Below are 25,831 nucleotides of genomic sequence, written 5' to 3'. Positions count from 1 at the left end.
GCACGACCGCCTAGCGTGCCGGTATGGGTTACCGCTGGGTGGTCTTGGCCGTCGGCGCGCTGGCGCAGGGCACGAACGCGGCGGTGTTCCTCGGGCTGCCGTCGATCAGCCCGGCCCTGCGCGCGCACTTCGGCCTGACGCTGCCCGAGGTCGGGCTGCTGCTGGGCGCGGTCAACCTGGGCACGATGCTGACCCTGGTCGCGTGGGGCGCCGCCGCGGACCGCCGGGGCGAGCGCGTCGTGATGACCATCGGCGGCGTGGGCGCGGCCGGGTGCCTGGGGTTGGCGGCGCTGGGCGGTCCCGTGGTGGCCGGGCTGGCGCTGGTGGGCGTCGGGCTGTTCGGGGCCAGCGTGAACGCGGCGAGCGGCCGGGCGGTCATGACGTGGTTCCCGGCGGGGTCGCGCGGGTTGGCGATGGGCATCCGGCAGACCGCGACGCCCCTGGGCGCGGCGTTGACCGCGGCCGTGTTGCCTGTGGTGGCCGGTCGAGCCGGGGTGCCGGCGGCGTTCCTGGCGCTGGCGGGGTTCACCGGGTTCGTGGCGGTGCTGGTCGCCGTGCTGGTCCGGGAGCCGCCCGGGGCGGTGCGGGCCTCGGCCGGGCACGGCGTGGTCCTCGCGGACCGGGCGTTGCTGCGGCTGAGCGCGGCCAGCGGGCTGCTGGTGGTGCCGCAGTTCACCGCCGCCGCGCTGATGGTCGAACTGCTGCACGACCACCGCGGGCTGGCGGTCGGGCTGGCGGCGGGGCTGTTCGCCGCGGCCCAGGTGGCGGGCGGGTTCGGCCGGCTCGCGGTGGGGGTGTGGTCGGACCGGGTGCGCAGCCGGGTGGGGCCGTTGAAGGTCGTCAGCGTGCTGGTCGCCGTCGGGTTCGCGCTGTGCGCGGCGCTGGACCGGGCCCCGGTCGCGGTCCTGGTGGTGGTCCTCGTGCCCACGGCGGCGCTGGCCCTGTGCTGGAACGGCCTGGCCGTGACGGCGGCGGCCGAGATGGCTCCGGAGGGCAGCAGCGGCACGGCCCTGGGCATGCAGAACACGGCGAACTACCTCAGCGCCACGCTCACGCCGCCGGTCGCGGGGTGGGTGGCCGCGACCCTCGGCTGGCCGGTGGCCCTGCTGGTGGCCGCCACAGCGGCCGGCGCGGCCCGGTTCCTGCTGACCAGGACGCCGCTAAGCGCCGGGCGCTAGCCCCGTGGCGTTCAGGCCGGGCCGCCGGCCCCTGGTGTCGCGGCCGGCGCTAGCCGTGGCGTTCCCGGCCGGCGCTGGCCGCGGCTTTCCCGGCGGGCGCTAGCCGTGGCGTTCGCGGCGGGCCAGTTCGCCCCAGAAGTCGCGGAGCTGCTCGTAGCGCAGGGCCACCTCTTCGGCGTCCCCGGTCTCCAGGGCGTCCACGATCGCGTTCACGTCCTGCGCCGACGTGTCTTCGAGCAGCTCCTTGTCGTCCATGAGCTGCACCAGGCCGCCGTAGTCGAGTTCCACCGCCGCGTCGGCCGCGAAGTGGTCGAGCCAGCGGGCCGTGTCCGACAGGACCTTCGCCGGGCCCTCGTCGCCCAGGGAGCGGGACACGACCTTGTGGGCCCTGGCCACCCGGCGGCGGGCGTCGGGCATGGCGGCCCGCCACGAGACCTGCCGCTCCGGGTCGTCCCGGGGGGCCAGCACGATCCGGCGGGCGTCGGGGTCCACGAGGGTGAACCACGGCAGCGGGACGGTCCAGGTCGTGGAGATCACGTGGACCGCGCCCCGGGTCAGCTCGGCCATCACCGCCGACGCCCGCGACCGGATCGCCTCCGGCGGCACGGACAGGGCCGACTCCCGGAGGACCGGTGTGGACGTGGCCAGGAAGCCCACCAGGGCCGCCGCCGACCGCGCCCGGAGGTCCAGGGGGCACACCAGCGGACCCGGGCCGACCTCGCCGGGGACCTCGGCGGGGCTGAGGGTCATCACGTCGAAGGGCGCGTCGGGGGCGACGCTCCCGTCGGACCGTTCTCCGGGGAGCAACCGGGGCGGTCGGGCCAGTTGTGACCGGAGCCACAGCTCGCGTTCGCGGGGTCCCGCGTCCGCCCGGCTCAACGGCCCCGCTTCCAGGGCTTTCCGCACCTGGTCGGCCAACGGTGCGTCAAGAGCCGACAGCGGTTCGTACACCCTGAGGTAGGCGACGAACGGTCGAGGCACCCGCGCATCCTCCCACGCGGAAGATTGGCGGCACGTCTCACGCCTACCGCGTCGCGAGGAACCCCTTCGACACGGTACGGTAGTTACCAGGAACTAGTTGTCGAGACGAGTGGGGCCGCCGTTCCCCCGGCCGCCCCCGTCCCTGTGCGAGGGGGTCGAGCCATGGGGCGCGGCCGAGCGAAGGCCAAGCAGACGAAGGTGGCGCGGGAGCTCAAGTACAGCTCTCACAACACCGACTTCGAGGCCTTGCAACGCGAGCTTTCCGGCGGCAGCAATGCCGACAACGGGCACCGTCGGAGCGATGAGCCTTTCGACGACCCGTCGGACGACGAGTACGACGACTACCGTCGCTGACGCATCCACACCGCTTCGAGGGTTGGGCTGCCGGCAACCGCCGGCAGCCCGATCCTTGATGCGGCCCTAGAACGCCCTGGCGTACTGCTTCGGCGGAGTCACCCGCACCCCGAGCTCACCGGCCGCGCGCAGCGGCCAGTAGGGGTCGCGCAGCAGCTCCCGCCCGAGCAGCACCAGGTCGGCCGCCCCGTCGGTGAGCACGGCTTCCGCCTGCCGGGCCTCGGTGATCATGCCGACGGTCCCGACGGGCACCTCGGCCTTGCTCCGGACCGCCTCGGCGAACGGCACCTGGTAACCGGGCCCCAGCGGGATGTCCGCCCGGGGCACGCTGCCGCCGCTCGACACGTCGACGAGGTCCGCCCCCGCCGCGGCGAGGTCGCGGGCCAGCACGACGCTGTCCTCGACCGCCCAGCCGCCGTCGACCCAGTCGGTGGCGGAGATGCGGACGAGCACCGGCACGTCGTCGCCGACCGCCGCGCGCACCGCCGCCGTGACCTCGCGGGCCAGGCGCGTGCGGTTCGCCAGGCTGCCCCCGTACCCGTCGGTGCGGTGGTTGCTCAGCGGCGACAGGAACTGGTGCAGCAGGTAGCCGTGCGCGGCGTGCACCTCCACGACCTCGAACCCGGCCGCGACCGCCCGGCGCGCCGCCGCCGCGAAGTCCCCGACCACCCCGGCGATCTCGGGCGGCGTCAACTCGCGCGGCACCCGGTAGGTGTCGCTGAACGGGACGGCGCTCGGCGCGACCGGCGTCCAGCCGCCCTCGGCGTCCGGCACGCCGCCGTGGCGCGGGTCGAACGGCGGGTAGGTCGAGCCCTTGCGCCCGGCGTGGCCGAGCTGCACGCCCGGCACCGACCCCCGCGCCCGGACGAACTCGGCGATCGGCCGCCACGCCTCGACGTGCGCGTCGCTCCACAGCCCGGTGTCGTCGGGCGAGATCCGGCCGACCCCCGACACAGCGGTAGCCTCGGTCAGCACCAAACCCGCGCCACCGACCGCACGCGAGCCGAGGTGTACCAGGTGCCACTCGTCGGGCAGGCCGCCCCGAGCGGAGTACTGGCACATCGGGCTGACGGCGATCCGGTTCGGGAGGGTGACCGAACGAAGCGTCAACGGGCTGAACAGCGCACTCACCTGCGTCTCCTCGGGTGGTTCCGGTACGACGACGGGTCCTTCGGGCCCCACATGGGGTCCAAGGTCCCGAGTCGGACGCGTTGTTCCCCGGCGACCGGTGTCCCACCGCACGGGAGCAGCCACATTCCATTCGATTCGGTATTGCGCGTGCATTAGCACGTGATCTTGAATAGGGGGTCGGCACGCAAAACGCTTGACCAGACAGGGTCAGTTACGCCCATTCGGGTGTACTGTCCGCAGCACGTTCGGGGAGACCATCACTTGCCGCCCACTTGAGGTCGGCAGGCGAATTCGAATGTTCCCGCCGGTCACGACAGTAACAGGATCCACATGCTGCCCATGCCGACCACGATGACAACGGATCCCGGGTGGCCCAGCAACAGCCTGCTGGGTCGCCTCCGCGACAACACCCGACAAGAGCTGCTGAACATCGGCACGGTCGTGCGGTACACGGCCGACCGGGAGGTCATCGAGCAGGACGCGAAGGACACTCATGTCCTTCTGCTGCTCGACGGCGTGGTGAAGGTGCAGACCACCGACGAGACCGGCGACACCGCCCTGCTGGCGATCCGCGTCGCGGGCGACCTGGTCGGCGAGATGGCGGCGCTGGACCAGAAGCCGCGCTCGGCCACCGTGGTGACGTGCGGTGACGTGGTGGCGAAGCTGATCACCAGCGGGGAGCTGATGAGCTTCCTGCACCGCCGCAACGACGTGTTCGTGGAATTGATCGGGATGATCAACGACCGGTTGCGCTGGGCGAACCAGCGCCGCCGCGATTTCCTGTCCCACCCGGCCGCCGAACGGGTGGCCCGGGTGTTGGCCGAATTGGTGCAGACCTACGGCCGGGAAGAGGCCCACGGGTGGACGCTGGGAATTCCGCTGACCAAGGTCGAGTTGGCCTCCATCGCCGGGATGAAGCCCCGCACGGCGGAGAAGGCGTTCAGCGACCTGCGGAAGGCGGGCGTCGTGGTGAGCCACCTGCGGCGCGACGTGCTGGTGCCCGACCTGGACAACTTGCGGAAATTCGCGGGCATCTGAGGTCGAGTCCGCAGAAATGCGGTATTGGCTTCGGTGCGCTCGTCCACAGTGGCTCTGCGCGAGAACGTGGAACCGCACCGACGTCGAAAGGCCGAGCCCCATGAGTCATGCCTCTTTCCGGCGCAGCCTGCTGGTCTGCTGTGACCTGCGGCGCTACGGCGCGGCCGACGACCAGTTGCAGCGCGACCTCCAGGACCTGCTGGTCCGGAGCCTGGACCGGGCGGGCGCCGCCGCCGGGCTCGACCGGTCGTCCTGGCAGCGCCAGCCCAAGGGCGACGAGGAGTGGGCCGTCCTGCCGGCCGACGCGGACGAGCTGAAGGTCGTCGACCAGTACGTCCGCGCGCTGAACGCGGAACTGGCCGCGGTGAACCGCTACCGCGTGCCGGAGGCGCGGGCACGACTGCGCCTCGCCATCCACCACGGCGCGATCGTGGACGGCGCGAACGGATTCCCGGGGAAGGATTCCGTACTTGTTTCGCGTTTGTTGAACAGCAAGGCGGCGCACATCGCGCTGGACGAATTCCCCGACGCCGACCTGGTCGTGGTGTTGTCCGACATCGTGTATTCGACGCTCGTGCAGCCGGGGCACACGACCCTGCGCGCGACCGACTTCCGCCGGGTCGACGTGACCGAGAAGACCTTCACCGGCCACGGCTGGATGTGGATCCCGAACGGCGACGTCCACGCCCTGCACCTGCCCGCGTCAGCCGGACCCGACCCGACCGCAGCCAACCCGACCGCAGCCAACCCGACCGCCGCCAACCCGACCGCCGCCGACCCGACCGCCGCCGACCCGCTGCCGGCCGACGCCCCACCCGGGGAGCCGGCGGCCCGCACCACCCCGCCGGCGGTGCACCAGAGCGCGACGGCCTCCGGCGGGTCGACCGTGATCCAGGCCGCCCGCGACGCGCACGTGCCGACCTGGCAGCGGGCCGAGGTGATCCAGAACTTCCACAACAACGACCAACGCGGCTCCCACTTCGGCACCGGCTGACCGCCCGCGGCCGAGGAGTGGGCTCGGGCGGGTGTGGGCTCGGGCGGGTGTGGGCTCGGGCGGGTGTGGGCTCGGGCGGGTGTGGGCTCGGGCGGGTGTGGGTGGTCAAGGGTTCAGGTAGCGGACCTGGCGGGACTTGCCGGCCGCCGCCTCGGCGTGGGCTGCGGCGATCTCGGCGCGGTGCGAGGTCTCCGGTACGCCGACCTCCCACCACGCGCCGGCCTCCGTCCACGCCGCCGGGTGGGTGCGCAGGACGACCACGGCCGGTCGGTGTTCCGTGCGCGCCACCTCGCGAGCGGCTCGGTACGCCTCGGTCAGGCCTCCCAGGTCGTCCACCGGGAAGACCGCGCACCCCATCGCCGCCGCGTGCGCCGCGAAGTCGGTGCGCGGCGGCTTCGCGTGCGGGGTGCGGCAGTCGTCGTAGAGGTTGTTGAAGGCCGCGCCGCCCTGGCCCGTCTGCAAGCGGTGGATCACCGCGTAGCCGTCGTTGTCGCACACCACGGCCACGAAACCGTGCCCCGCGAACGCCGCCGAGAACAGCTCGGAGTTCAGCATCAGGTACGAGCCGTCACCCAGGAGGGTGGTGACGACGCCATCCTTCCGGGCGATCGCCGCGCCCCACGCCCCGGCCAGCTCGTACCCCATGCACGAGAACCCGTACTCGACGTCCATGGTCGCCTCGCCGACCGCGCGCCACCCGCCGATCAGCTCGCCGGGCAACCCGCCGGACGCCGTCATGACGTAGTCCTCGGGGCCGCTCGCCGCGTTCACCACGCCCACCACCTGCGCATACGTCGGCAGCCCGGTCCCGGAAGCGCGCAGGCCGTCGACGTGGGCGTCCCAGCGCGCCCGTTCGGCAGCCGCCCGGTCGGACCACGCCGACGAGGCGCGCCACGTGCCCAGGAGGTCGGTCAGCTCGCGCAGCGCCTCGTCCGCGTCGGCGACCACGGCCAGCGCGCCGTGCTTGACCGCGTCGAACCGGGCCGCGTTGAGCGACACCAGGCGGGCGTCCGGCGCGAACACCGTCCAGGACGCGGTGGTGAAGTCCTGCAACCGGGTGCCGACCGCGATCACCACGTCCGCCTCGGCCGCCAGGACGTTCGCGCTGGTCGAACCGGTGATCCCGAGCGGACCGGCGTGCAGCGGGTGGTCGTGCGGGACCAGGGTGCGGCCGGCGGTGGTCTCCACGACCGGCACGCCGTGCTGCTCGGCGAACCGCAGCGCCCGCCCGGCCGCGCCCGAGTACCGCACGCCACCCCCGAGCACCAGCAACGGCCGGCGCGCGGTGCGGACCGCGTCGGCGGCGGCGGTCAGCGCGCGCAGGTCGGGGCGCTGCCGTTGCGGGCGGTGGACGACCGGGGTGAACAGGGCGTCCGGGAAGTCGTGCGCCTCCGCCTGCACGTCCTGGGGCAGGGCGAGGACGACCGGGCCGCAGTCCGCCGGGTCGGTGAGGACGCGCGCCGCCTGCGGCAGGGTCGACAGGAGCTGCTCGGGCCGGGTGATCCGGTCGAAGTACCGGCTGACCGCGCGGAAGGCGTCGTTGACCGTGGTGGTCGGGTCGCCGAAGTGCTCGACCTGCTGGAGCACCGGGTCGGGGGCGCGGCTGGTGAAGGTGTCGCCGGGCAGGAGGAGCAGCGGCAGGCGGTTGGCGTGGGCTACGCCGGCGGCGGTGACCATGTTCAGCGCGCCGGGGCCGATGGACGACGTGGCGACGCCGACCCGGCGGCGGTGGGTGGCCTTGCCGATGCCGACGGCGGCCAGCGCCATGCCCTGCTCGTTGTGGCCGCGCCAGACCGGCAGCTCGTCCCGGTGCTCTTCCAGGGCGTTGCCCAGGCCGAGGACGTTGCCGTGCCCGAAGATCGCGAAGACGCCCGGGAACAGCGGTGCGGTGGTGCCGTCGAGCAGTTCGGTGTGCTGGGCGAGCAGCCAGCGGACCAGGGCCTGGGCCGTGGTGAGTCTCATGCCGTCCGTCCTTCGGCGGTGGTGACCGGGCAGCGCGGGTCGAGGGCCTGCGTGCGCCAGCTGTCGCGGACCCAGGTGTGGGCGGGGTCGTCGCAGAACGCCATCGAGCGGTCCGCGCCGGGCCCGGCCAGGACGTTCAGGTAGTACATCGGGTAGCCGGGGGCGGCGACGCACGGGCCGTGGTAGCCGCGCGGGATGAGGAAGACGTCGCCGTCGCGGACGGTCACGTCCTCGTCGATCGTGCCGTCGTCGGTGTAGGTGCGGTGGAAGCCGAAGCCCTCGCGGGACGGCGTCACGCCGTCGCGGCCGGCGATGCGGAAGTAGTAGACCTCCTCGTTGACCACCTCGCACGTGTCGTCGTGCTTGTGCGGCGGGTAGGACGACCAGTTGCCGTCCGGGGTGATCAGCTCGCACGCGATGAGCTTGTCGGCGTGGTCCCAGACGCCCGGGACGCCGAAGTTCGTCACCTGCCGGGTGGCGCTGCCCGCGCCCCGCACCTCGACCGGCACGTCCTCGGCCGGGCCGTACCGCGCCGGGAGCCTGCGGCCGGCGCGGGCCATCGGCAGCGCGACCTCCACGCCATCCTCGGTGGACAGCCGCACGGTGGCGTCGCGGGGGACGTAGGCGAAGTCGGTGACCCGGGTGAACACGGAGTCGCGGCCGGCGAGGTCGAAGCGCTCGCCGTCGACCTCGACGGTGCAGGAGCCGGACAGGGGCAGCACGAAGGCCTCGAACCCGCCGGTGTCGAGGGTGCGGGTGGCGCCGGGGTGCAGGAGGAGGACGCGCAGGCCGGTGTGGGTCCAGCCGGCGTCCTCGGGGTACAGCTCCACGGCGTTCTCGCCGTCGGAGAGGGTGCCCAGGGGGCGGTGCAGGTCCTTCACGCGCTCACCTCGGTCGGAGTCGTGTCGCGGGCGGCGCGGAGGACCTCGGCGGCGGCCTCCACCGCGCCCGCCACGTCGCCGTCCGGCGGGTACAGCAGGGCGCGCCCGATGACCAGGCCGCGCACGGTCGGGTGGCGCAGCGACCGGCCCCACGACGCCAGGTCGTCCTCCGGCCGCGCCGACGGCACGCCGCCCAGCACCAGCGCGGGCAGGGTGGTCGCGTCCAGCACCTCGTCGGGCGAGGCGGGCAGCTTGAGCCACGTGTACGCCGAGGTCACGCCCAGCCCCGCCGCGACGCTGCCCGCGCGGGCCAGGGCGGCGGCGTCCTTGCGCAGCACCAGGAGCCCGTCGGCGTCGCGCTCGTAGGGCAGCGGCTCGACCATGGCCATCAGCCCGCGCTCGGCCAGGGCCGACACGGCGGCGGCGCAGCTCTCCAGGGTGGGGACGGTGCCGGGGTCGGAGTCGACCAGGCGCAGCAGCATCTTGCCGCCGTCCAAGCCGCACGCGGCGATGGCGGTCGGGTCGTAGGCGGTGAACCGGTCGTCGATCTCCCAGTCCGCGCCGGCCAGGCCGCCCCGGTTCATCGAGCCGATGACGACCTTGTCGTGCAGGCCGTCGAGCAGGAGCAGCTCCTCGATGACGTCCGGGGTGCCCAGGACGCCGTCCACCGCCGGGTTGGCCAGCGCGGTCAGCAGGCGGTCCAGCAGGGACCGGCGGTCGGCCATGGCCAGCGGGTCCGCGCCGACGCCGAGCGCGCCGCGCGCCGGGTGGTCCGCCGCGACCAGGAACAGCGTGCCCCGGTCGGACAGCAGCCGGTCGCGCCGGCGGCGGGCCAGGTAGGCGCGGCGCACGCTGCCCGGGTCGGTCGCCCGGGTCTCCAGCAGGCGCCGCCACTGCTCGTCGGTGATCACAGGTGTGCCTCGATCTCGTCCGGGGTGGGCATGGCGTCGGCGCAGGCCAGGCGGGACGCGACCAGCGCGCCGGCCACGTTGGCGTAGCGGGCGGTGCGCACGGGGTCCCAGCCCGCCAGCAGGCCGTGCGCCAGCGCGCCGCCGAACGCGTCCCCCGCGCCCAGCCCGCACACCACGTCCACGGGGTGCGGCGGCACGGTCCACCGGCCGTCCGGGGTCGCCACCAGCACGCCGTCCGCGCCCTTCTTGACCACGGCCAGCGCCACGCCGCGGGCCAGCAGCCGGTCGGCGGCCCCGTCCGGGTCGGCGGTGCCCACGGCCACCTCGACCTCCGACCGGTTGCCCACGGCCACGGTGACGTGGTCGAGCATCCACCCGATCTCGCGCCGCGCACTGTCCACATCGGACCAGAACATGGGGCGGTGGTCGAGGTCCAGCACGGTGTGGGCGCGCCTCCCCCGGTGCTCCAGCAGCTTCCGCTGGGTCGTCCGGGCCGGTTCGGCGCTCACACCGGTGCCGGTCACCCACAGCAGGGGGACGTCCGCGACCAGGTCCCACGGCACGTCCGCCTCCTCCAGCGTGAGGTCGGGGGCGATCGGCGCGCGGTAGAACAGCAGCGGCGGGTCCTCCGGCGGGTCCAGGGCGCAGAACACCACCGGCGTCTGGAGCCCCTCGGCGGTGCCGACGTGCGCCGACGACACCCCGAAGCCCTCCAGCGCCGCCCGCACGTACGGCCCGAACCCGTCCGGCCCGACCTTGGTCAGCACCGCCGACGACCGGCCCAGCCGGGCGGCGGCCACCGCCACGTTGGTCGCGGTGCCGCCCAACGACTTGGCGAACGTCCGCACCCCGGCCAGCGGCACGCCGCTCTGCTCCGGGTACAGGTCCACCCCGACCCGGCCGACGGTCAGCACCTCGATCATCCGGCGACGCCCCGAAGCTCGTGCGCGAGCGCCTCCAGCTCCGCGCCGCCCGCCATCTGCCGGGTCAGCTCCTCCAGGGTGATCTCGGACTTCTCGTAGCAGCCCAGCGGACGTCCCCGCTTGAGCAGCAGGAACCGGTCGCCCACCGGGTAGGCGTGGTGCGGGTTGTGGGTGATCAGCACGACGCCGAGGCCGCGGTCGCGGGCCTGCGCCACGTACTTCAGCACCACCCCGGCCTGCTTCACGCCCAGCGCGGCGGTCGGCTCGTCCAGGATCAGCACCTTCGCGCCGAAGTGCACGGCCCGCGCGATGGCCACGCACTGCCGCTCGCCGCCGGACAGCGTGCCCACGGGCTGCTCGACGTCGCGCAGGTCGATGCCCATCTCCGCCAACGCGGACTTCGTGATCTCCCGGCCCTTCCGGCGGTCGAGGAACTTGAACGGCCCGAACCCGACCGTCGGCTCCGAGCCGAGGAAGAAGTTGCGCCACACCGACATCAGCGGCACGACGGCCAGGTCCTGGTACACCGTCGCGATGCCCCGGTCGAGCGCTTCGCGCGGCGAGGAGAACGTGATCTCCTCGCCCTCGACCAGGAACTTCCCCCGGTCGTGCCGGTGCACGCCCGCCAGGACCTTGATCAGCGTGGACTTGCCCGCGCCGTTGTCACCGAGCACGCACGTGACCTCGCCGGCGTTGACGACGGTCGAGACGTCCCGCAGCGCGATGACGCTGCCGTAGGTCTTGCCGATGTCCCGGACCTCGATGAGCGGTGTCATCGCCGCACCCTCTCCGCCCGCCGCCGCAGGGCGTTGTTGACCAGCACGGCCGCGAGCAGCATCACGCCGAGGAACAGCTGGAACCAGTCGCTGTTCCAGTTGGCGTAGACGATGCCCTGGCGGGCCATGCCGAAGATCAGCGCGCCGATCGCCGCGCCCACCGCCGACCCGAACCCGCCGGTCAGCAGGCACCCGCCGATGACGGCCGCGATGATGAACTGGAACTCCAGCCCGATGCCCTGGTTGGCCTGCACGCTGGTGAACCGCAGGATGTTGATCGATCCGACGAGCCACGCCGCGCCCGCCGTGGTCATGAACAGCAGGACCTTGGTGCGCAGCACGGGAACACCGACCGCGCGCGAGGCCTGGGCCGCCCCGCCGACCGCGAAGATCCAGTTGCCGAACCGCGTCCGCACCAGCACCAGCGACGCCACCACGGTGAACAGGACCCACCACACGATCGACACGTAGAACGACGTGCCGGCCAGGTCGAACGTCGAGGCGAACAGGAACCCGGCGGACTCGTACCCCTCGGTGGACCTCATCCCGGAGACCTGGACGGTCCCCGTGACCAGCCGCGTCACGCCGAGGTTCAGGCCTTGCAGGGCCAGGAACGTGCCCAGGGTGACGATGAAGCTGGGCAGGCCGGTCCGCATCACCAGCCACCCGTTCAGCGCGCCCACGGCCAGCGCGAACGCCAGCGACGCGAGCAGCGCGAACCAGACGTTCCAGCCCAGCCTGGTGGCGAGGATGGCCGTGACGAGCGCGGTGGACGCGGTCAGCACGCCGGCGGACAGGTCGAACTCGCCGCCGATCATGAGCAGGGCCACCGCCACCGCCATGATGCCCAGCGTGGACGCGTCGTCCAGCCAGGTCGCCACGCCGCCGGGGCTCAGGAACCGCTCGGTGACCACCGAGAAGAACACGAACACCAGCAACGCGCCGAGCAGTGCGCCGATCTCGGGCCTGACCACGAGCCGGTCGAGCAACCTCGGCGACCCGAGCCGTTCGTCCACGAGTGGTGCTTCCGCAGCCACAGCCATCCCCTGCCCCCTACCTGGTGCCGCGCTTGGCGTACTCGGCGACCTTGTCCACGTTGGACTTGTCCACGAAGCCCGGCCCGGTGAGCACCGGCTTGCCGCCGCCGACGGTGTTGGCGTTGTCCCGGTACAGCTTGAGCATCACGACCGGCAGGTAGCCCTGCTCGTACTGCTGCTGGTCGACCGCGAACAGCACGGCGCCGGACTTGATCGCGTCCGTCACGTCGGAGTTCAGGTCGAACGTGGCCACCGCCGCCTTGGCCGACGCGCCCTTGGCCGCGTTCACCGAGCTGACCGCCACCTGCGGGTTCAGGGCGAGCACCGCGTCCACCGACGGGTCGGTCTGCAACGCGCCCTTGATGCGGGACTCCACGTCGGTCGGGTTGTTGATGTCCACCTGGAGGTTGGTGACGGTGCCGCCGAAGCCCGCGCGGGCCCCGTCGCAGCGCTGGTTGAGGCCGACGTTGCCGGCCTCGTGGATCACGCAGAGCAGCTTGGTCTTGCCCGCCGCCTTGAGCTTGCGGCCGGCTTCCTCGCCGGCGACGCTCTCCTCCTGGCCGACGTGCGCGAGCGCGCCGAACGAGGCGCTCTTGTCGCCGCCGGAGTTGATGGTGATGACCGGGATGCCGGCCTTGACGGCGTTCTCGATCGAGGTCTTGAGGGCGTCCGGGTTGGCCATCGACACCACGATGCCGCCGACCTTCTGGGACACCGCGTTGTCGATGAGCGTGGCCTGGCGGCCGGGGTCGCCGTCGGAGTTGTAGTCGACGGTCACGCCGAGCTGCTTGCCCGCGTCGGTCGCGCCGTTCTTCACCACGTTCCAGAACGCGTCGCCCGCGGTGCCGTGCGAGATCACCGCGACGCGCAGGTCGCCGGAGGGCTGGGCGGCGCCGGTGCCCGGCTGGTCGGTGGTCTGGTTCGACGCGCCGGGGCCGCTGCACGCGGCCAGCAGCACGAGTCCCGCTGCCGCGAGACCCACGCGCGGGGCTTTCCAGACAGGGCGAACGGACGTCATCGTCACTCCTCGCTGGGGTTGGTCGAGCCGGTGGACTGGGTGAGGTGCGCGAGGCTGCGCGCGGTGTCCCGCACGGGGGTGTCGGCGGGGTCGGTGTCCGAGAGAGCCGTGTCCTGCTCCAGGACGAGCCAGCCGGTGTACCCCCGGTCCCGCAGGAGTGCCACCAGCGCCCGCACGTCCACGTCGCCGTCGCCCAGCGGCACGTACATGCGCTGCCGGACGGCGGCGGTGTAGCCGGTCTCCCCGGACCGCACGGTCGCGGCGATGTCCGCCCGCACGTCCTTCAGGTGCACGTGCCCGATCCGCTCGGGGTGGCGGCGGGCCAGCTCGACCGGGTCCGTGCCGCCGATGAGCAGGTGGCCGGTGTCCAGGCAGAGCGGGAGGTCGGAGTCCGCGAGGAACCGCTCGACCTCGGCGGTGCGCTCGACGTGCGTGCCCACGTGGGGGTGCAGGACGGTGCGCAGGCCGTGGCGGGCGGCGGTGTCGCGGATCTGCGCGGCGGTGGCGACCAGGGTGCGCCACTCGTCGTCGGTGAGCGCGGGGCGGTCGTCGTAGCCGTCGAGGCCGGTGGCGGCGGCCAGAACCAGCACGTCCCCGCCGGCGGCGGCGAGCAGCCGGGCGACCCGGTCGGCCTCGTCCAGGGTGGACTCGACGTCGGTGTGCAGGGTGACCGCGAGGAACCCGCCGACGAGCTGGAGCCCGTGCTCGTCCAGGAGTTTGCGCAGCTCGTCGGGATCGGAAGGCAGGTAGTCGGGCGGCCCGAGTTCCGTGGCCTTCAGGCCCAGGGACGCCATCTCGCTGAGGACTTGCGTGGGTTCCAGGACGCGGCCCCACCCCGGTACCTCGCAGACGCCCCACGAGATGGGCGCACCGGCGATCTTCACGCCGTCACCTCCTGGTCGATGCGGACCGGGGCACCAGACCGCCGCGACCGCTCGCACGCCTCGGCGAGCTGGAGGCTGATCAGACTCTCCCGCGCCGGCGACGGGTTCGCCACCCTGCCCGCCACGACGTCGGTGAACACCGCCATCTCGTTGAGGTAGGCGCGGTGGAAGCGCTCGGGGAAGCCCGGGTAGGCGTTGTGCGCGCGGGGGCCGTCGGGTTCCAGCGAGGTCAGCGGGGTGCGCGGGTCGAGGCCGGCGGCCAGGGAGTCCCTGCTGCCCAGCACCTCGATGCGGTGGTCGTAGCCCAGCGGGTCGTGCCGGCCGCCGGCCAGCGTGGCGTGCGCGCCGCCCGCGAACTTGAGCAGGACGACCGCGTTGTCCACGTCGTCGGCCTCGGCGAACGCCCGGTCGACCAGCACCGACCCGGACGCGTACACCTCCACCACGGGCTGCCCGACCAGCCACGGCACGGCGTCCAGGTCGTGGATGAGCAGGTCGCGGAAGATGCCGCCGGAGTGCGGCAGGTAGGAGAAGTCGGGTGGGTCGGCGTCGTTGCCGACGGCCCGCACGAGGTAGATGTCGCCGACCTCGCCCGCCCGGATGCGACGGTGCAGCTCGGCCACGGCCGGGTCGAAGCGGCGCTGGAAGCCGACCAGCACCTCGACGCCGGACTCCTCCACCTCCGCGACCAGCTCCTCCATCTCGGCCAGGTCGCTCGCGATGGGCTTCTCGCACAGCGTCGGCACGCCCGCCGCGATCGCCTCGCGCAGCAGCGCGGGGTGGGTGGTGGTCGGCGTGGCGAGCAGGACGCCGTCACACGCGGTGAGCAGCTCGGTCAGGTCGTCGACGCTCTTGGTGCCCGGCAGGCCGGCCGACGCCTGCGCGGCGCGGCCCGGGACCGGGTCGAACAGCAGCACCTCGTCCACCTGTGCGAGCCCGGCCAGGTTGGTGGCGTGCATGGTGCCGATCCGGCCGACTCCGGCAACTCCGATCCGCATCCGGAGGGTCTCCGTCCTGGTAGGAGGGGCTTTGCGTTAGAGCGCTCTATTGGTTGGAGCGCTCCAATGCTGTAGCCTCCGTCACACCGAAGTCAAGGGTTGGTTTTCCGGCGGTCGTCGGACGCGAGGGGAGGTGCCAGTGGTCAGGCCCACGATGGAGGACGTCGCCGCACGTGCGGGGGTGTCCCGCGCCTTGGTGTCACTGGTGATGCGGGGTTCACCCAAAGTGAGCGACCAGCGGCGCACCGCCGTCCTGAAGGCCGCCGAGGAACTGGGGTACTCGCCGCACGCGATGGCCCGCTCGCTGGCCAGCCGCACGTCCCACGTGCTCGGCGTGATGGTGTCCGACCTGCACAACGCGTTCTTCGCCGAGGTCGTGGACGGCCTCGACGCGGTGGCCCGCGAGCAGGGCTTCGACCTGATCATCAACACCGGTGGCCGCAGCCCGGCCCGGGAGCGCCGCGCGGTGCAGAGCCTGCTGTCGTTCCGGCCGGCCGGGCTCGCGCTGCTCTCGCCGGTCGTGCCGTCGGCGGCGATCAAGTCGGCGGCCGACCAGACTTCCGTCGTGCTGGTGGCGCGTTCGTCGCGACTGTCCACTGTGGACACGATCAACGACGACGGCGAGCGCGGCATCGGCTTGGCCGTGGACCACCTGGTGTCGTTGGGGCACACCAGGATCGCCCACCTCGACGGCGGCGAGGGCACGCAGGCCGCGCCGCGCCGCCGGGGTTACCTCGCCGCGGTGGAGGCGCACGGCCTGGCACCCCGGGTGGTCGCCAGCGAGTACACCGACGCGGGCGGCGCGAAGGCCGTGCAGGAGCTGCTGCGCGGCGGTGACGTGCCGACAGCCCTGGTGTGCTGCAACGACTTCAACGCGGTCGGGGCGATCTCGGCGCTGGAGGACGCCGGGTTCCGCGTGCCGCACGACGTGTCCGTGGTGGGCTACGACAACACCTCGCTGGCCGCCCTGCGGCACGTCTCGCTGACCACGATCGACCAGCCGCGCAACGAGTTCGGCCGGCTGGCCGCCGAGGCGCTGCTGCAACGCGTGCGCGGCGAGCGCACCGAGCCGGTCCGGCACCTGCTGCACCCGTCCCTCGTCGTCCGCAACACCACCGCCGCACCTGGAGGTCCGCGTTGAGCACCACCATCCCGCACTGGATCGACGGCGCCCGCACCACCGGCGTCTCCGCGCGCACGTCGGACGTGTTCGACCCGGCCACCGGGGAGGTCGCCCGGCGGGTGGTCCTGGCCGAGCAGGCCGACGTGGACGCGGCCGTGGAGTCGGCGCTGAAGGCGTCGGTCGGGTGGGGCGAGTCGTCGCTGGCCACGCGCAGCCGGGTGTTGTTCGCGTTCCGGCAGTTGGTGGACCAGCACCGCGACGAGCTGGCCGCGCTGATCACCGCCGAGCACGGCAAGGTGCTGTCGGACGCGGCGGGCGAGGTGCAGCGCGGGCTGGAGGTCGTGGAGTTCGCCTGCGGCATCCCGCACCTGCTCAAGGGCGAGCACGCCGAGCAGGTGTCGCGCGGGGTGGACGCGTACTCGCTGCGCCAGCCGCTGGGCGTGGTCGCGGGCGTCACGCCGTTCAACTTCCCGGTCATGGTGCCGATGTGGATGTTCCCGGTGGCGATCGCCGCGGGGAACGCGTTCGTGCTCAAGCCCTCCGAGCGCGACCCGTCCGCGTCGGTGCGACTGGCGGAGCTGTTCCAGGAGGCCGGGCTGCCCGACGGCGTGCTCACGGTGTTGCAGGGGGACGCGGTCGCGGTGAACGCCCTGCTGGACCACCCGGACGTGGCGGCGGTGTCGTTCGTCGGGTCCACGCCGATCGCCAAGCACGTGTACGCGCGCGGCACGGCGGCGGGCAAGCGGGTGCAGGCGTTGGGCGGCGCGAAGAACCACATGGTCGTGCTGCCGGACGCGGACCTGGACGTGGCGGCGGACGCGGCGGTGTCGGCCGGGTACGGCAGCGCGGGTGAGCGGTGCATGGCGATCTCGGTGGTCGTCGCGGTCGGGGACGTCGGGGACGCGCTGGTGGAGAAGATCGCCGCGCGCACGCGCGAGCTGGTGACGTTGCCCGGCACCGATCCGCGGGCGCAGATGGGTCCACTGGTGACGAGTGTGCACCGGGGCCGCGTTCAGTCCTATGTGGACGCGGGTGCGGCGGAAGGCGCTTCGTTGGTCGTGGACGGCCGCGGGTACGCGCCCGACGGGCACGAGGGCGGGTTCTGGCTCGCGCCGACGCTGTTCGACCACGTGACGCCGGAGATGTCGGTGTACCGGGACGAGATCTTCGGGCCGGTGCTGGGCGTGGTGCGGGTGCCGACGTTCGAGGACGCGGTGGCGCTGGTCAACGCCAACCCCTACGGCAACGGCACCGCCATCTACACCGGTGACGGGCTGGCCGCGCGCGAGTACCAGCGGCGGGTGCACGTGGGCATGGTCGGGATCAACGTGCCGATCCCGGTGCCGATGGCGTACTTCTCGTTCGGCGGGTGGAAGGACTCGCTGTTCGGCGACACCCACGTGCACGGCGCGGAAGGCGTCCGGTTCTACACGCGGGCCAAGGCGATCACCGCCCGGTGGCCGCGCCAGCACGGCGTGGACCTGGGCTTCCCGACGCACGGCTGATCACAGCACCTTGAGGCCGACCACGCCGGCGACGACGAGCGCGAGGCACGCGAGCCGCGCCGGCGAGGCGCTCTCCCCCAGCGCGAGGACGCCGACCGCCGCGACCCCGACCGCGCCCAGGCCGACCCACACGGCGTAGGCGGTGCCCAGCGGCAGGTGCCTGAGCGCGAAGGTGAGCAGGGCGAAGCTGGTCGCGGCGGTGACCAGGCCCAGCGCGGTCGGCCACGGGCGGGTGAACCCGGCGGAGTGGTGGAGGGCGGTGGCCCAGACGACCTCCAACAGGGCCGCCGCGACCAGCAGGAACCAGGCCATCAGGCGGTGACCCCGGCGTCGACGGCGAACTCCGCGCCGGTGATGCCGCGCCCGCCGGGGCCGGCGAGGTGGGCGACGGTGGCGGCGACGTCGTCCGGGTCGAGGTAGCGGCCCAGGGCGGTGTGGCGGCGCTCGGCGTCGGCGTCCGGGCCGTCCGCGGGGTTCATGTCGGTGTCCGTGGAGCCGGGGTGGACGAGGTTGACGGTGATGCCGCGCGGCCCGAGGTCGCGGGCCAGGCCCTTGGTGAGGCCGATCAGGGCGGACTTGGACATCGCGTAGAGGGTCCAGCCGGGGAGGGGCACGCGCCGCGCGAGGCTGCTCCCGACGGTGATGATCCGGCCGCCGTCGGGCAGGTGCGGTTCGGCGGCCTGGGCCAGGAGGAACGCGGCGCGGGCGTGGACGGCGAGGGTCGCGTCGAGTTCGGCGAGCGTGACGTCGCGGACCGGGCCGGAGGGCGCGACGCCCGCGTTGTTGACCACGACGTCGAGGCGGCCGAACGCGGCGAGCACGGCGGCGACGACGTGCCGGGGCGCGTCCGGATCGGCCAGGTCCGCCCGGATCGCCAGGCCCCGCACGCCCCGTGCCGTGACGTCCCGGACCACCTGGTCGGCCCGGTCGGCGGCGGCGCGGTAGGTGATCGCGACGTGCACCCCGTCCCCGGCCAGCCGACGCGCGATCGCCGCGCCGATGCCCCTGCTGCCACCCGTGACCACCGCGACTTCGCCGCGCATGACGCCCCCTCGTAAGCGGAATCAGTTCCGTTTCTGAGTTAACCGGAATCTGTTCCGCTTGTCCACCCGTTCCGCGAGCGGCCACTAGGCTGCGGTGCGTGACGCGGGAGCGAGCCGACGCGGCCCGGAACCGGGCGAGGATCCTCGCGGCGGCGGCGGACCTGGTCGCGGCCCGCGGGGTCGAGGGCCTGGGGATGGCCGAGGTCGCGGCGGCGTCGGGGGTCGGCGTCGGGACGCTCTACCGGCGGTTCGGCGACCAGTCCGGGCTGCTGCACGCGTTGATCGACCAGTCCGAGCGGGCGTTCCAGGAGAGCTTCCTGAGCGGCCCGCCGCCGCTGGGTCCGGGCGCGCCGGCGGCCGAGCGGGTGCGGGCGTTCCTGCACGCCCTGGTGGACCGCACCCTCGCCCAGCTCGACCTGCTGCTGGTGGCGGAGACCGCCGGGCCGTTCGCGCGGTTCGGCGGTGCGTACGACGCCTACCACCGGCACTTGGGCGTGTTGATCGGCCAGGCGTGGCCGGCCGCGGACGCCGCCTTCCTGGCCGACGCGCTGCTGGCACCCCTGGCCGCCAACCTGATCACCCACCGCCACCACGACGCCACCCGGCTCAAGGCCGGCCTCGACGCCCTGCTGCCGCCGCCCGGGTGAGCGGGACCGCCGGGTTGAGGGCGGCGGGTGAGCTGGACGGCGGGTGAGTCGGGCGGCGGGCGGTCGAGCGGTCAGGCAGCGGGCGGTCGGGCGGCGGGCGGTCAGGCCGCGGGCCGTCAGCGGCGGCCGGTCAGGTAGCGGGCGGTCAGGCGGTCGGACAGCGGGCGGTCAGGCGGCGGTCAGCGGTCCGGTGGGCGGACGTAGGCGAGGGCGAAGGCGGTGTCTGCCGGGCGGCCCGTGGGGTCGAAGCACCACACGCTCAGTTCGACGGCCCCGCGCGTCATGTAGCCGTTGAGCGCCGCCACCGTGCAGGTCCGCACCTCGCCGCCCAGCACGCTCACCTGCACCGTGTCCGTCGGCCACACCCTGTTCCGGAATCCGAGCGTCGTGTACTTCACCGCATACCGGCCCACGCTCGTCCGCACGACCGAAGGCACCTCGCCGGTCGTGCTGAACGACCGCGCCACCGACCCGCCCGGCTCGACCGCCAAGTGCCCGGCCGGCACGTCATCACCGTGCAGCCCGGTGTCCGTGAAGCTCACCTGCCACGTCGTGTCCCGGTCGCACGACACCCGAACCGTCCCCGCCCCCGAGGCGTGCCGGCAGCGGGCGAAGCCGCCGGTGGCCGTCAGCTGCGCGTGACCGGCGCTCGCGGGCACCTCGTACTCGCCCACGCCCAGCCGGGTCGCCTGCGCGGACGTCACGACCGGGCCGCCGCCCACGTACACGTGGAACGCGAGGTTCTTCGGCGTCCCCGTGACGCCGTAGCAGTTCACGCCGACCAGGGTGTCGTCGCCGTCCACCCGCTGGTCCCGCACCACGCACACATCGGCAGCCTGGGAGTGCGGCGTCACGTGCGCCACCGGTGAAACGGCCAGGCCCGGCATGCGCACGGTGTACTCGCCGACCCCCGTCCGCAGGACGCTCGCCTTCCGCGCCCACCAGTGGTCGTTGCCCGGCAGGTAACCACCCCACGTGGACCACTGGTGGTTCGGGTTCAGCTGCGCCGGCACGCCCAGCGTCGTCGCGTACTGGTGGACCTGCGCGTAGCCCCAGCCCGGCCGGCTCGGGCCCGGGTCCACCGGGTGCCGCGGACCGGGCTGCTCGCCGGCGGCGAACGGCGGGCGGATCGTCGCGATGCCGAAGTGCTTGTCCGCCAACGCTCCCGTGTCGTCCACGCACTGCACGTCCACCCACACCTCGCCCAGGGGGTGCGCGAACGTGTGCCACCACTGCGTGTGGCAGTACCCGGAGTCGGTCGCGCCGGAGAACGCCGTGCCGCCCCACGTCCCGACGCCCCGCACCAGCACCCGGTACTGGCCGACGCCCAAGCGGTGCAGCGTGAACGCGCCGCCGGTGCTGTTGTACGAACGGGCGGTGTCGATGCGCAGGTCCGGCGCGGTGCCCGTGGTCTGCGCGTACGCGCCCACCGCCCCGAGCGCCACGCCCTCGACGTGGGTCGCGGCCCACCGGGTGTCGCGGTCGCAGTGCACGCGCAGCGTCCGCCCCCGAACGCCCGACGACTGGCAGCGCGCGAAGTCCGGTCCGTACGGCGTGACCTGGGTATAACCGGTGCCGTTGCCGGCGGGCAGGTCCACCTCGTAGCGGCCCGCGCCGGTCCGGCGGACGGGCGCGTCCGGCCCGACGACCGCGGCGCCCGGCGCGGGTTCGGCCAGCAGCACGGTGAACCGGGTGTCGGCCGGCGTGCCGCCCTCGGCGCAGGCGACCACGACGACCTGGTCCGCGCCGTCCTCCCGGTTGTCCCGCACGACACAGCCGACCGGGCGGGCCACCGCGTAGAAGGTGACCGTGGCGTGCGCGACCGCCGTCTCCGACGCCTGCGCCGGGAACCGCAGCCGGTAGACGCCGGTGTCCTCGCGGGTGACGGTGACGGGTCGCGGCGTGCCCCACTGCCACGTGCCGGACAGCTCGGTCTCCTCGCCGATCGGCGACCGCCACGGTTCGACCCGCGCGTACGCCCACTTCGGCGCGGGCGGCGGAGGCGGCGGCAACTCGGTCGTCGTCGTGGCCGTCGTTGTCGTGGTCGTCGTGGTCGGGGCGGCGGGCGGCGCGGGCGACTCCGGGGCCGGCTCGGCGGGCGCCGGCTCGGCGGACGTCGGGCGCGTGGTGGGCGGCGGTGGAGCGGCCGTCGGGCGGGTGGTGGTGAGCGCGACGACGGGTTGCGCGCCCTGCGGCGGCGTCCCGGTCGACAGGGTGGGCACGAACGGCGCGGTGACCTGCGTCGTCGGCAGCGCCACGGTCCCGTCCCGCTCGGGCTGGGTGGCCAGCACGGCGATCACCGCCGCCGCGACGAGCCCGAGCCCGCCCGCCGCGACCCGCACGAGCGCCGGGTTCTCCTGCGCCGCGCGGACCGCCGCGTCCACGCCGGGCAGGCCCATCACGCGCGTCCCCAGCGACCCGAGCAGCCGCGGCGGCGCGGTCGCGAACTCCGTGCCCCGGCCGAAGAACGCGAGCGCCGTCCGCCGGTGCTCGTCGTCGTGCGCGACCCCGATCAGCCCCGGGCCGAGCGCCCACCGCGCGCAGTCCCGCGCGTCGGCCCGCCGCGCCCCGCAGACCGCGCACCGCGCCGCGTGGTCGAGCACGAGCGTGGACTGCTTGGCGTCGAACGGGGTCGTGACCAGCTCGGCGAGCTGCTCGCACCGGCGCGCGCCGACGTGCCCGATGACGTAGGAGGTGACGGCGTTCTCGGTGGCCCGGCGGGCGCGTTGGAGCTGCCGGTCGGCCTGGCCGCGCGGCACGCCCAGCTCCTCGGCCAGCTCCGCGCCGACCACCAGCCGGCCGCGCTGGGCGGTGAGCCGGAGGTGCGCGGCCATCACCGGGCGCAGCCCGGCCGGCACGCCGGGCAGGGCGTTGCGCAGCACGTCCATGACCCGGGCGCGGGTCATCAGGTCCTCGACGCCGGTGTCCGGTTCGACGGCCCGGTCGGGCACCTCGCGGTCGTCCCGGCGGGCCGTGTCGGTGTAGTGGGCCTTGAGCAGGTTGTGGGCGATGCCGGTGAGCCAGGCGTCCAGCTCGCGCGGCTCCTGCCCGTTGCGCAGGCCCTCCAGGGCGCGCACGACGACCTCGCCGACCAGGTCGTCCACCTCGTCGGCCCGGCGCACCCGGGCGCGGAAGAACGGCCGGACCTTGGCCTGGCAGCGCGCGAAGAGCTCGCGCCGGGCGGCCTCGTCACCGGCACGCAGTCGGTCCAGGAGCGGTGAGTCCTCGTGGGCCATCATCGACACCATCTCCACCGGTCGGGGTCGTGTTACCTCCGGTGGGGACGTGCGCGCCGGAACCGGGATCTCCCCGGTTCCGGCGAACTTCCTCCTACGCGTCCACCTTCTCCCGCTCGACCCGCGGCGACGCCTCGGCCGGCGCGGGCCGGCGGACCACGCGGCGCACCAGCGGCCACGCCAGCAGGACCACCACGACGGCGTACACCGCGATCGAGAACGGGGTGTTCACCAGCCCTTCGAGCGAACCGTCGGACAGCTGCAGCGCCCGCCGCATCTGCTGCTCGGCGGCCGGCCCGAGGATGGTGCCGATGATCGCGGGCAGCACGGGCAGCCCGTAGCGGCGCATCGCGAAGCCGAGCAGGCCGATCACGAACATCACCAGCAGGTCGAACACGTCCGCGTTCACCGCGTACGCGCCGACGCTCGCGAAGAACAGGATGCCCGCGTACAGGTACGGCCGCGGGATGCGCAGCAGCTTCGCCCACACCGGCGCGAGCGGCAGGTTCAGCACCAGTAGCAGCACCAGGCCGATGAACAGCGACGCGATCAGGCCCCAGACCAGCGCCGACTCGCGCTGGAACAGCAGCGGGCCGGGCTGGATGCCGTACTGCTGGAACGCCGCCAGCATGACCGCCGCCACCGCCGTCGTCGGCAGGCCCAGGGTCAGCATCGACACCAGCGTGCCCGCGGCCGACGCGGACGCCGTCGACTCCGGCCCCGCCACGCCCTCGATCGCGCCCTTGCCGAACTCGTCGCGGTGCTTGGAGAGCCGCTTCTCCGTCACGTACGACAGGAAGGTCGGGATCTCCGCGCCGCCGGCCGGGACCGCGCCGAACGGGAACCCGATGAACGGCCCGCGCAGCCACGGCTTCCACGCCCGCCGCACGTCCGCGCGGTGCAGCCACGGCCGACCCACGGGGATGGCCTCGCTCGCCTTGCGCCGCAGGTGCGCGGCCACCCACAGCGACTCGCCGACCGCGAACAGCGCCACCGCGACCACGACGACGTCCACGCCGTCCGCGAGGTGCAGCGAGCCGAACGTGAGCCGCTGTTGGCCGGTCATCTCGTCCAGGCCGACCAGGCCGATGGTGAGGCCGATGAGCAGGGACGCGAACCCGCGCACGCGGGACGCGCCCAGGACGGAGGTGACCGCGATGAACGCCAGCACCATGATCGCGAAGAAGTCGGGCGCGCCGATGTCCACGGCGTACTTCGCGACCGTCGGGGCGAGTAGCACCAGCAGGGTCGTGCCGATGATGCCGCCGACGAAGTGCCCGATCGCCGCCGCGGCAAGCGCTTGCGCACCCTTGCCCTTGCGGGCCATCGGGTTGCCGTCGATCGCCGCGACCACCGCCGCGCTCTCGCCCGGGGTGTTGAGCAGGATCGACGTGGTCGAGCCGCCGAACATGCCGCCGTAGTAGATGCCGGCGAACATGATGAACGCGCCGGTCGGCTCCAGCCCGTAGGTGACCGGCAGCAGCAGGGCCACCGCCATCGCCGGCCCGATCCCCGGCAGCACGCCGATCGCCGTGCCGAGCAGGACGCCCAGCGCGGCCAGCGCCAGGTGGGTCGGGGTCAGCGCGGTCGCGAACCCCTCCATGAGGTTGCCGAACACGTCCATCACAGCACCCCCACCAGCGGACCGCCGGGCAGGGGGACGCCGAGCAGGTTGTTGAACAGCACGAACGTCAGCACCGAGAGCCCGGCGGCGATCAGCGGGTCGCGCACGGGGTGGCGGCTGCCCAGCGCGTAGGCCGCGCCCCAGAACAGGACCGCGCCGGAGATCGGGAACCCGACCACGCCGATGAGCGCGGCGTTGGCCAGGAACGCCCCGCACAGCAGGAGGACCGTGCGCCAGTCGGCGGGCGCGGACAGGTCCACGTCCTCACCGCCCTCGGCCTCGCCCCGGCCGCCGCGCAGGACGTCCCGCGCGAGCAGGACCGCGACCACGACCAGCGCCACGCCGACCACGACCGGCACCGCCTTCGGGCCCACCGGGCCGCGCTGCGCGAAGTCGGTCGGGATGCGGATCGCGTCCACCAGGACCAGCCCGCCCAGCGCCACCAGGACGGCGCAGATGCCCAGTTCCGAGTGGTCCCGCCACCACGACCGGCGGGACCGCGCTTGTGTCGTCATGCCAGCCCCAAGTCCTTCAGCACCGTGGCCACTCGCTCGTTCTCCTCTCGCAGGAAGGCCCCGAACTCCGCGCCGGGCGTGAAGGCGTCGGTCCACCCGTTGCGCGCCAACGCCTCCCGCCACTGCGGGGTCCCGTGCAGGTCCGTGAACAGCTCCACCAGCCGGGCGCGGTCGGCGTCGGACACCCCCGGCGGGGCGACCACGCCGCGCCAGTTGGTGAACTCGACGTCCACGCCCGCCTCGCGCAGCGTGGGCGCGTCCACCCCGGGCACCCGCTGCCCGCTGGTCACCGCCAGCACGCGGATCTGCCCGGCCTCGATCTGGTCGCGGTACTCGCCCACCCCGGACACGCCGAACGCGACCTTCCCGCCCAGCACGGACGCGAGCAGCTCGCCGCCGCCGTCGAACGGGATGTAGTTGACCTGCTTGGGCGCCAGCCCCACGGCCTTGGCGATGAGCATCGGCGCGAGGTGGTCCGGCCCGCCCGGCGACGACCCGCCGCCGACCTGCACCGCGCCGGGGTCCGCCTTCCACGCCGCGACCAGCTCGTCCAGCGTCCGGTACGGCGAGTCCTTGCCGACCACGACGATGTCCGGCTCCTCGATGAGCTTCGCGATCGGCGTGGTGTCCAGCAGCGACGACGGCGACTTGTTGGTGTAGACGCTGCCGACGACGCCCAGGCCCATCGACATGACGAGCTTGCCGTTGCCGCGCTCGTTGACCGTCCGGCCCAGGCCGACGGTGCCGCCCGCGCCGGGCAGGTTGAACACCTCGGCGTTGCGGATCAGCTCGGCGTCCTCCATGGCCTTCGCGGCGGTGCGCGCGGTGACGTCGTACCCGCCGCCCGGCGAGTTCGGCACCAGCACGCGCAGCCCGCGCAGGGTGGTCCCGCCGCCCTCCGCGCCGGAGGTCAGCAGCGGCGGCACCAGCACGACGACCGCGAGCGCGGCGGCCACCGCGAGCCAGCCCCTCCACCGCCCCGAGGGCCGGCCGGACAGCCGCTCGGACGGCATGTCGGTGGTCGGTGACGACACTGTGATCCCCGCCTCTCTTCCGCGTGGTTGGACATGTT

Annotated in this window: 24 protein-coding genes; 7 read left to right on the top strand and 17 right to left on the bottom strand. The window is 73.8% G+C overall.

What is annotated here, in order from left to right; genetic code table 11:
• Positions 1–23: 23 nt before the first annotated feature.
• Positions 24–1,178 (top strand): MFS transporter, encoded by a 1,155-nt coding sequence (locus ABD126_RS13295; RefSeq protein WP_343934081.1) that lies wholly within the window; start codon positions 24–26, stop codon positions 1,176–1,178.
• Between the two features lie 99 nt (positions 1,179–1,277).
• Here the strand turns inward: ABD126_RS13295 and ABD126_RS13290 are convergent, their stop codons facing one another.
• Positions 1,278–2,159 (bottom strand): DUF8083 family protein, encoded by an 882-nt coding sequence (locus tag ABD126_RS13290; protein ID WP_343934080.1) that lies wholly within the window; start codon positions 2,157–2,159, stop codon positions 1,278–1,280.
• A gap of 162 nt (positions 2,160–2,321) precedes the next feature.
• Here ABD126_RS13290 and ABD126_RS13285 point away from each other — a divergent pair, with 162 nt between their 5' ends.
• Positions 2,322–2,513: a DUF3073 domain-containing protein gene (locus ABD126_RS13285; RefSeq protein WP_309109738.1), complete on the top strand. Its 192-nt coding sequence runs from the start codon at positions 2,322–2,324 to the stop codon at positions 2,511–2,513.
• Positions 2,514–2,579: 66 nt separating this feature from the next.
• On the opposite strand, the gene ABD126_RS13280 is transcribed toward ABD126_RS13285, so the two are convergent.
• On the bottom strand, positions 2,580–3,644 hold the full coding sequence (locus ABD126_RS13280) for an NADH:flavin oxidoreductase/NADH oxidase (protein WP_343934079.1): 1,065 nt from the start codon (positions 3,642–3,644) through the stop codon (positions 2,580–2,582).
• A gap of 351 nt (positions 3,645–3,995) precedes the next feature.
• Between ABD126_RS13280 and ABD126_RS13275 the strand changes: the two genes are divergently transcribed.
• Both ABD126_RS13275 and ABD126_RS13270 read left to right on the top strand, forming a co-directional pair.
• A complete protein-coding gene (locus tag ABD126_RS13275) occupies positions 3,996–4,682 on the top strand; it encodes a Crp/Fnr family transcriptional regulator (protein ID WP_343934078.1) in 687 nt (228 codons plus the stop codon).
• Positions 4,683–4,782: 100 nt separating this feature from the next.
• Complete coding sequence (locus ABD126_RS13270) at positions 4,783–5,676, top strand: hypothetical protein (protein WP_343934077.1); 894 nt, start codon at positions 4,783–4,785, stop codon at positions 5,674–5,676.
• Between the two features lie 105 nt (positions 5,677–5,781).
• Here ABD126_RS13270 and iolD read toward each other — a convergent pair whose 3' ends face one another.
• Genes iolD through ABD126_RS13225 form a run of 9 tightly spaced genes read right to left on the bottom strand, consistent with a single transcriptional unit; the run spans position 5,782 to position 15,066 of the window.
• Positions 5,782–7,638: a 3D-(3,5/4)-trihydroxycyclohexane-1,2-dione acylhydrolase (decyclizing) gene (iolD, locus tag ABD126_RS13265; RefSeq protein ID WP_343934076.1), complete on the bottom strand. Its 1,857-nt coding sequence runs from the start codon at positions 7,636–7,638 to the stop codon at positions 5,782–5,784.
• Positions 7,635–8,519, bottom strand: a complete 885-nt coding sequence (gene iolB, locus ABD126_RS13260) for a 5-deoxy-glucuronate isomerase (RefSeq protein ID WP_343934075.1) — start codon at positions 8,517–8,519, stop codon at positions 7,635–7,637. Before iolB ends, iolD begins: the two co-directional genes overlap by 4 nt.
• A complete protein-coding gene (locus tag ABD126_RS13255; RefSeq protein WP_343934074.1) occupies positions 8,516–9,430 on the bottom strand; it encodes a Cgl0159 family (beta/alpha)8-fold protein in 915 nt (304 codons plus the stop codon). Before ABD126_RS13255 ends, iolB begins: the two co-directional genes overlap by 4 nt.
• The gene (gene iolC / locus ABD126_RS13250; protein WP_343934073.1) at positions 9,427–10,353 is read right to left on the bottom strand and encodes a 5-dehydro-2-deoxygluconokinase; all 927 of its coding nucleotides are present in this window, start codon (positions 10,351–10,353) and stop codon (positions 9,427–9,429) included. Before iolC ends, ABD126_RS13255 begins: the two co-directional genes overlap by 4 nt.
• Entirely contained in the window at positions 10,350–11,129 is a 780-nt protein-coding gene (locus ABD126_RS13245; RefSeq protein WP_343934072.1) for an ATP-binding cassette domain-containing protein, read from the bottom strand. The genes iolC and ABD126_RS13245 overlap by 4 nt, the downstream gene beginning before the upstream one ends.
• Positions 11,126–12,172 (bottom strand): ABC transporter permease, encoded by a 1,047-nt coding sequence (locus ABD126_RS13240; RefSeq protein ID WP_343934071.1) that lies wholly within the window; start codon positions 12,170–12,172, stop codon positions 11,126–11,128. Before ABD126_RS13240 ends, ABD126_RS13245 begins: the two co-directional genes overlap by 4 nt.
• 10 nt (positions 12,173–12,182) lie before the next feature.
• Entirely contained in the window at positions 12,183–13,184 is a 1,002-nt protein-coding gene (locus tag ABD126_RS13235; RefSeq protein ID WP_343934070.1) for a sugar ABC transporter substrate-binding protein, read from the bottom strand.
• 2 nt (positions 13,185–13,186) lie between these two features.
• Positions 13,187–14,068, bottom strand: coding sequence for a TIM barrel protein (locus tag ABD126_RS13230; RefSeq protein ID WP_343934069.1), 882 nt, complete (start codon positions 14,066–14,068; stop codon positions 13,187–13,189).
• Entirely contained in the window at positions 14,065–15,066 is a 1,002-nt protein-coding gene (locus ABD126_RS13225) for a Gfo/Idh/MocA family protein (protein WP_343934068.1), read from the bottom strand. Before ABD126_RS13225 ends, ABD126_RS13230 begins: the two co-directional genes overlap by 4 nt.
• 139 nt (positions 15,067–15,205) lie before the next feature.
• Between ABD126_RS13225 and ABD126_RS13220 the strand changes: the two genes are divergently transcribed.
• Both ABD126_RS13220 and ABD126_RS13215 read left to right on the top strand, forming a co-directional pair.
• Complete coding sequence (locus tag ABD126_RS13220) at positions 15,206–16,207, top strand: LacI family DNA-binding transcriptional regulator (protein WP_343934067.1); 1,002 nt, start codon at positions 15,206–15,208, stop codon at positions 16,205–16,207.
• Entirely contained in the window at positions 16,204–17,694 is a 1,491-nt protein-coding gene (locus ABD126_RS13215; protein WP_343934066.1) for a CoA-acylating methylmalonate-semialdehyde dehydrogenase, read from the top strand. The genes ABD126_RS13220 and ABD126_RS13215 overlap by 4 nt, the downstream gene beginning before the upstream one ends.
• On the opposite strand, the gene ABD126_RS13210 is transcribed toward ABD126_RS13215, so the two are convergent.
• Together ABD126_RS13210 and ABD126_RS13205 are read right to left on the bottom strand one after the other, a co-directional pair.
• Positions 17,695–18,006 (bottom strand): DMT family transporter, encoded by a 312-nt coding sequence (locus tag ABD126_RS13210; RefSeq protein ID WP_343934065.1) that lies wholly within the window; start codon positions 18,004–18,006, stop codon positions 17,695–17,697. It abuts the gene before it with no gap.
• Entirely contained in the window at positions 18,006–18,737 is a 732-nt protein-coding gene (locus ABD126_RS13205) for an SDR family NAD(P)-dependent oxidoreductase (protein ID WP_343934064.1), read from the bottom strand. The genes ABD126_RS13210 and ABD126_RS13205 overlap by 1 nt, the downstream gene beginning before the upstream one ends.
• Before the next feature lie 98 nt (positions 18,738–18,835).
• Here ABD126_RS13205 and ABD126_RS13200 point away from each other — a divergent pair, with 98 nt between their 5' ends.
• Positions 18,836–19,384 carry a TetR/AcrR family transcriptional regulator gene (locus ABD126_RS13200; protein ID WP_343934063.1) on the top strand — a complete coding sequence of 183 codons (549 nt, stop codon included), beginning with the start codon at positions 18,836–18,838 and terminating at the stop codon, positions 19,382–19,384.
• Between the two features lie 179 nt (positions 19,385–19,563).
• Here ABD126_RS13200 and ABD126_RS13195 read toward each other — a convergent pair whose 3' ends face one another.
• The 4 genes from ABD126_RS13195 to ABD126_RS13180 form a co-directional block, all read right to left on the bottom strand.
• Positions 19,564–22,623 carry an RNA polymerase sigma factor gene (locus ABD126_RS13195; protein ID WP_343934061.1) on the bottom strand — a complete coding sequence of 1,020 codons (3,060 nt, stop codon included), beginning with the start codon at positions 22,621–22,623 and terminating at the stop codon, positions 19,564–19,566.
• A gap of 91 nt (positions 22,624–22,714) precedes the next feature.
• Positions 22,715–24,244, bottom strand: a complete 1,530-nt coding sequence (locus tag ABD126_RS13190; protein WP_343934060.1) for a tripartite tricarboxylate transporter permease — start codon at positions 24,242–24,244, stop codon at positions 22,715–22,717.
• Positions 24,244–24,759 (bottom strand): tripartite tricarboxylate transporter TctB family protein, encoded by a 516-nt coding sequence (locus ABD126_RS13185; protein ID WP_343934059.1) that lies wholly within the window; start codon positions 24,757–24,759, stop codon positions 24,244–24,246. The genes ABD126_RS13190 and ABD126_RS13185 overlap by 1 nt, the downstream gene beginning before the upstream one ends.
• The gene (locus tag ABD126_RS13180; protein WP_343934224.1) at positions 24,756–25,772 is read right to left on the bottom strand and encodes a Bug family tripartite tricarboxylate transporter substrate binding protein; all 1,017 of its coding nucleotides are present in this window, start codon (positions 25,770–25,772) and stop codon (positions 24,756–24,758) included. Before ABD126_RS13180 ends, ABD126_RS13185 begins: the two co-directional genes overlap by 4 nt.
• Between the last annotated feature and the right edge of the window lie 59 nt (positions 25,773–25,831).

The organism is Saccharothrix mutabilis subsp. mutabilis (genome assembly GCF_039521145.1).
GTDB lineage: Bacteria > Actinomycetota > Actinomycetes > Mycobacteriales > Pseudonocardiaceae > Actinosynnema > Actinosynnema mutabilis.
This window is presented reverse-complemented; position numbering and strand designations above follow the sequence as displayed.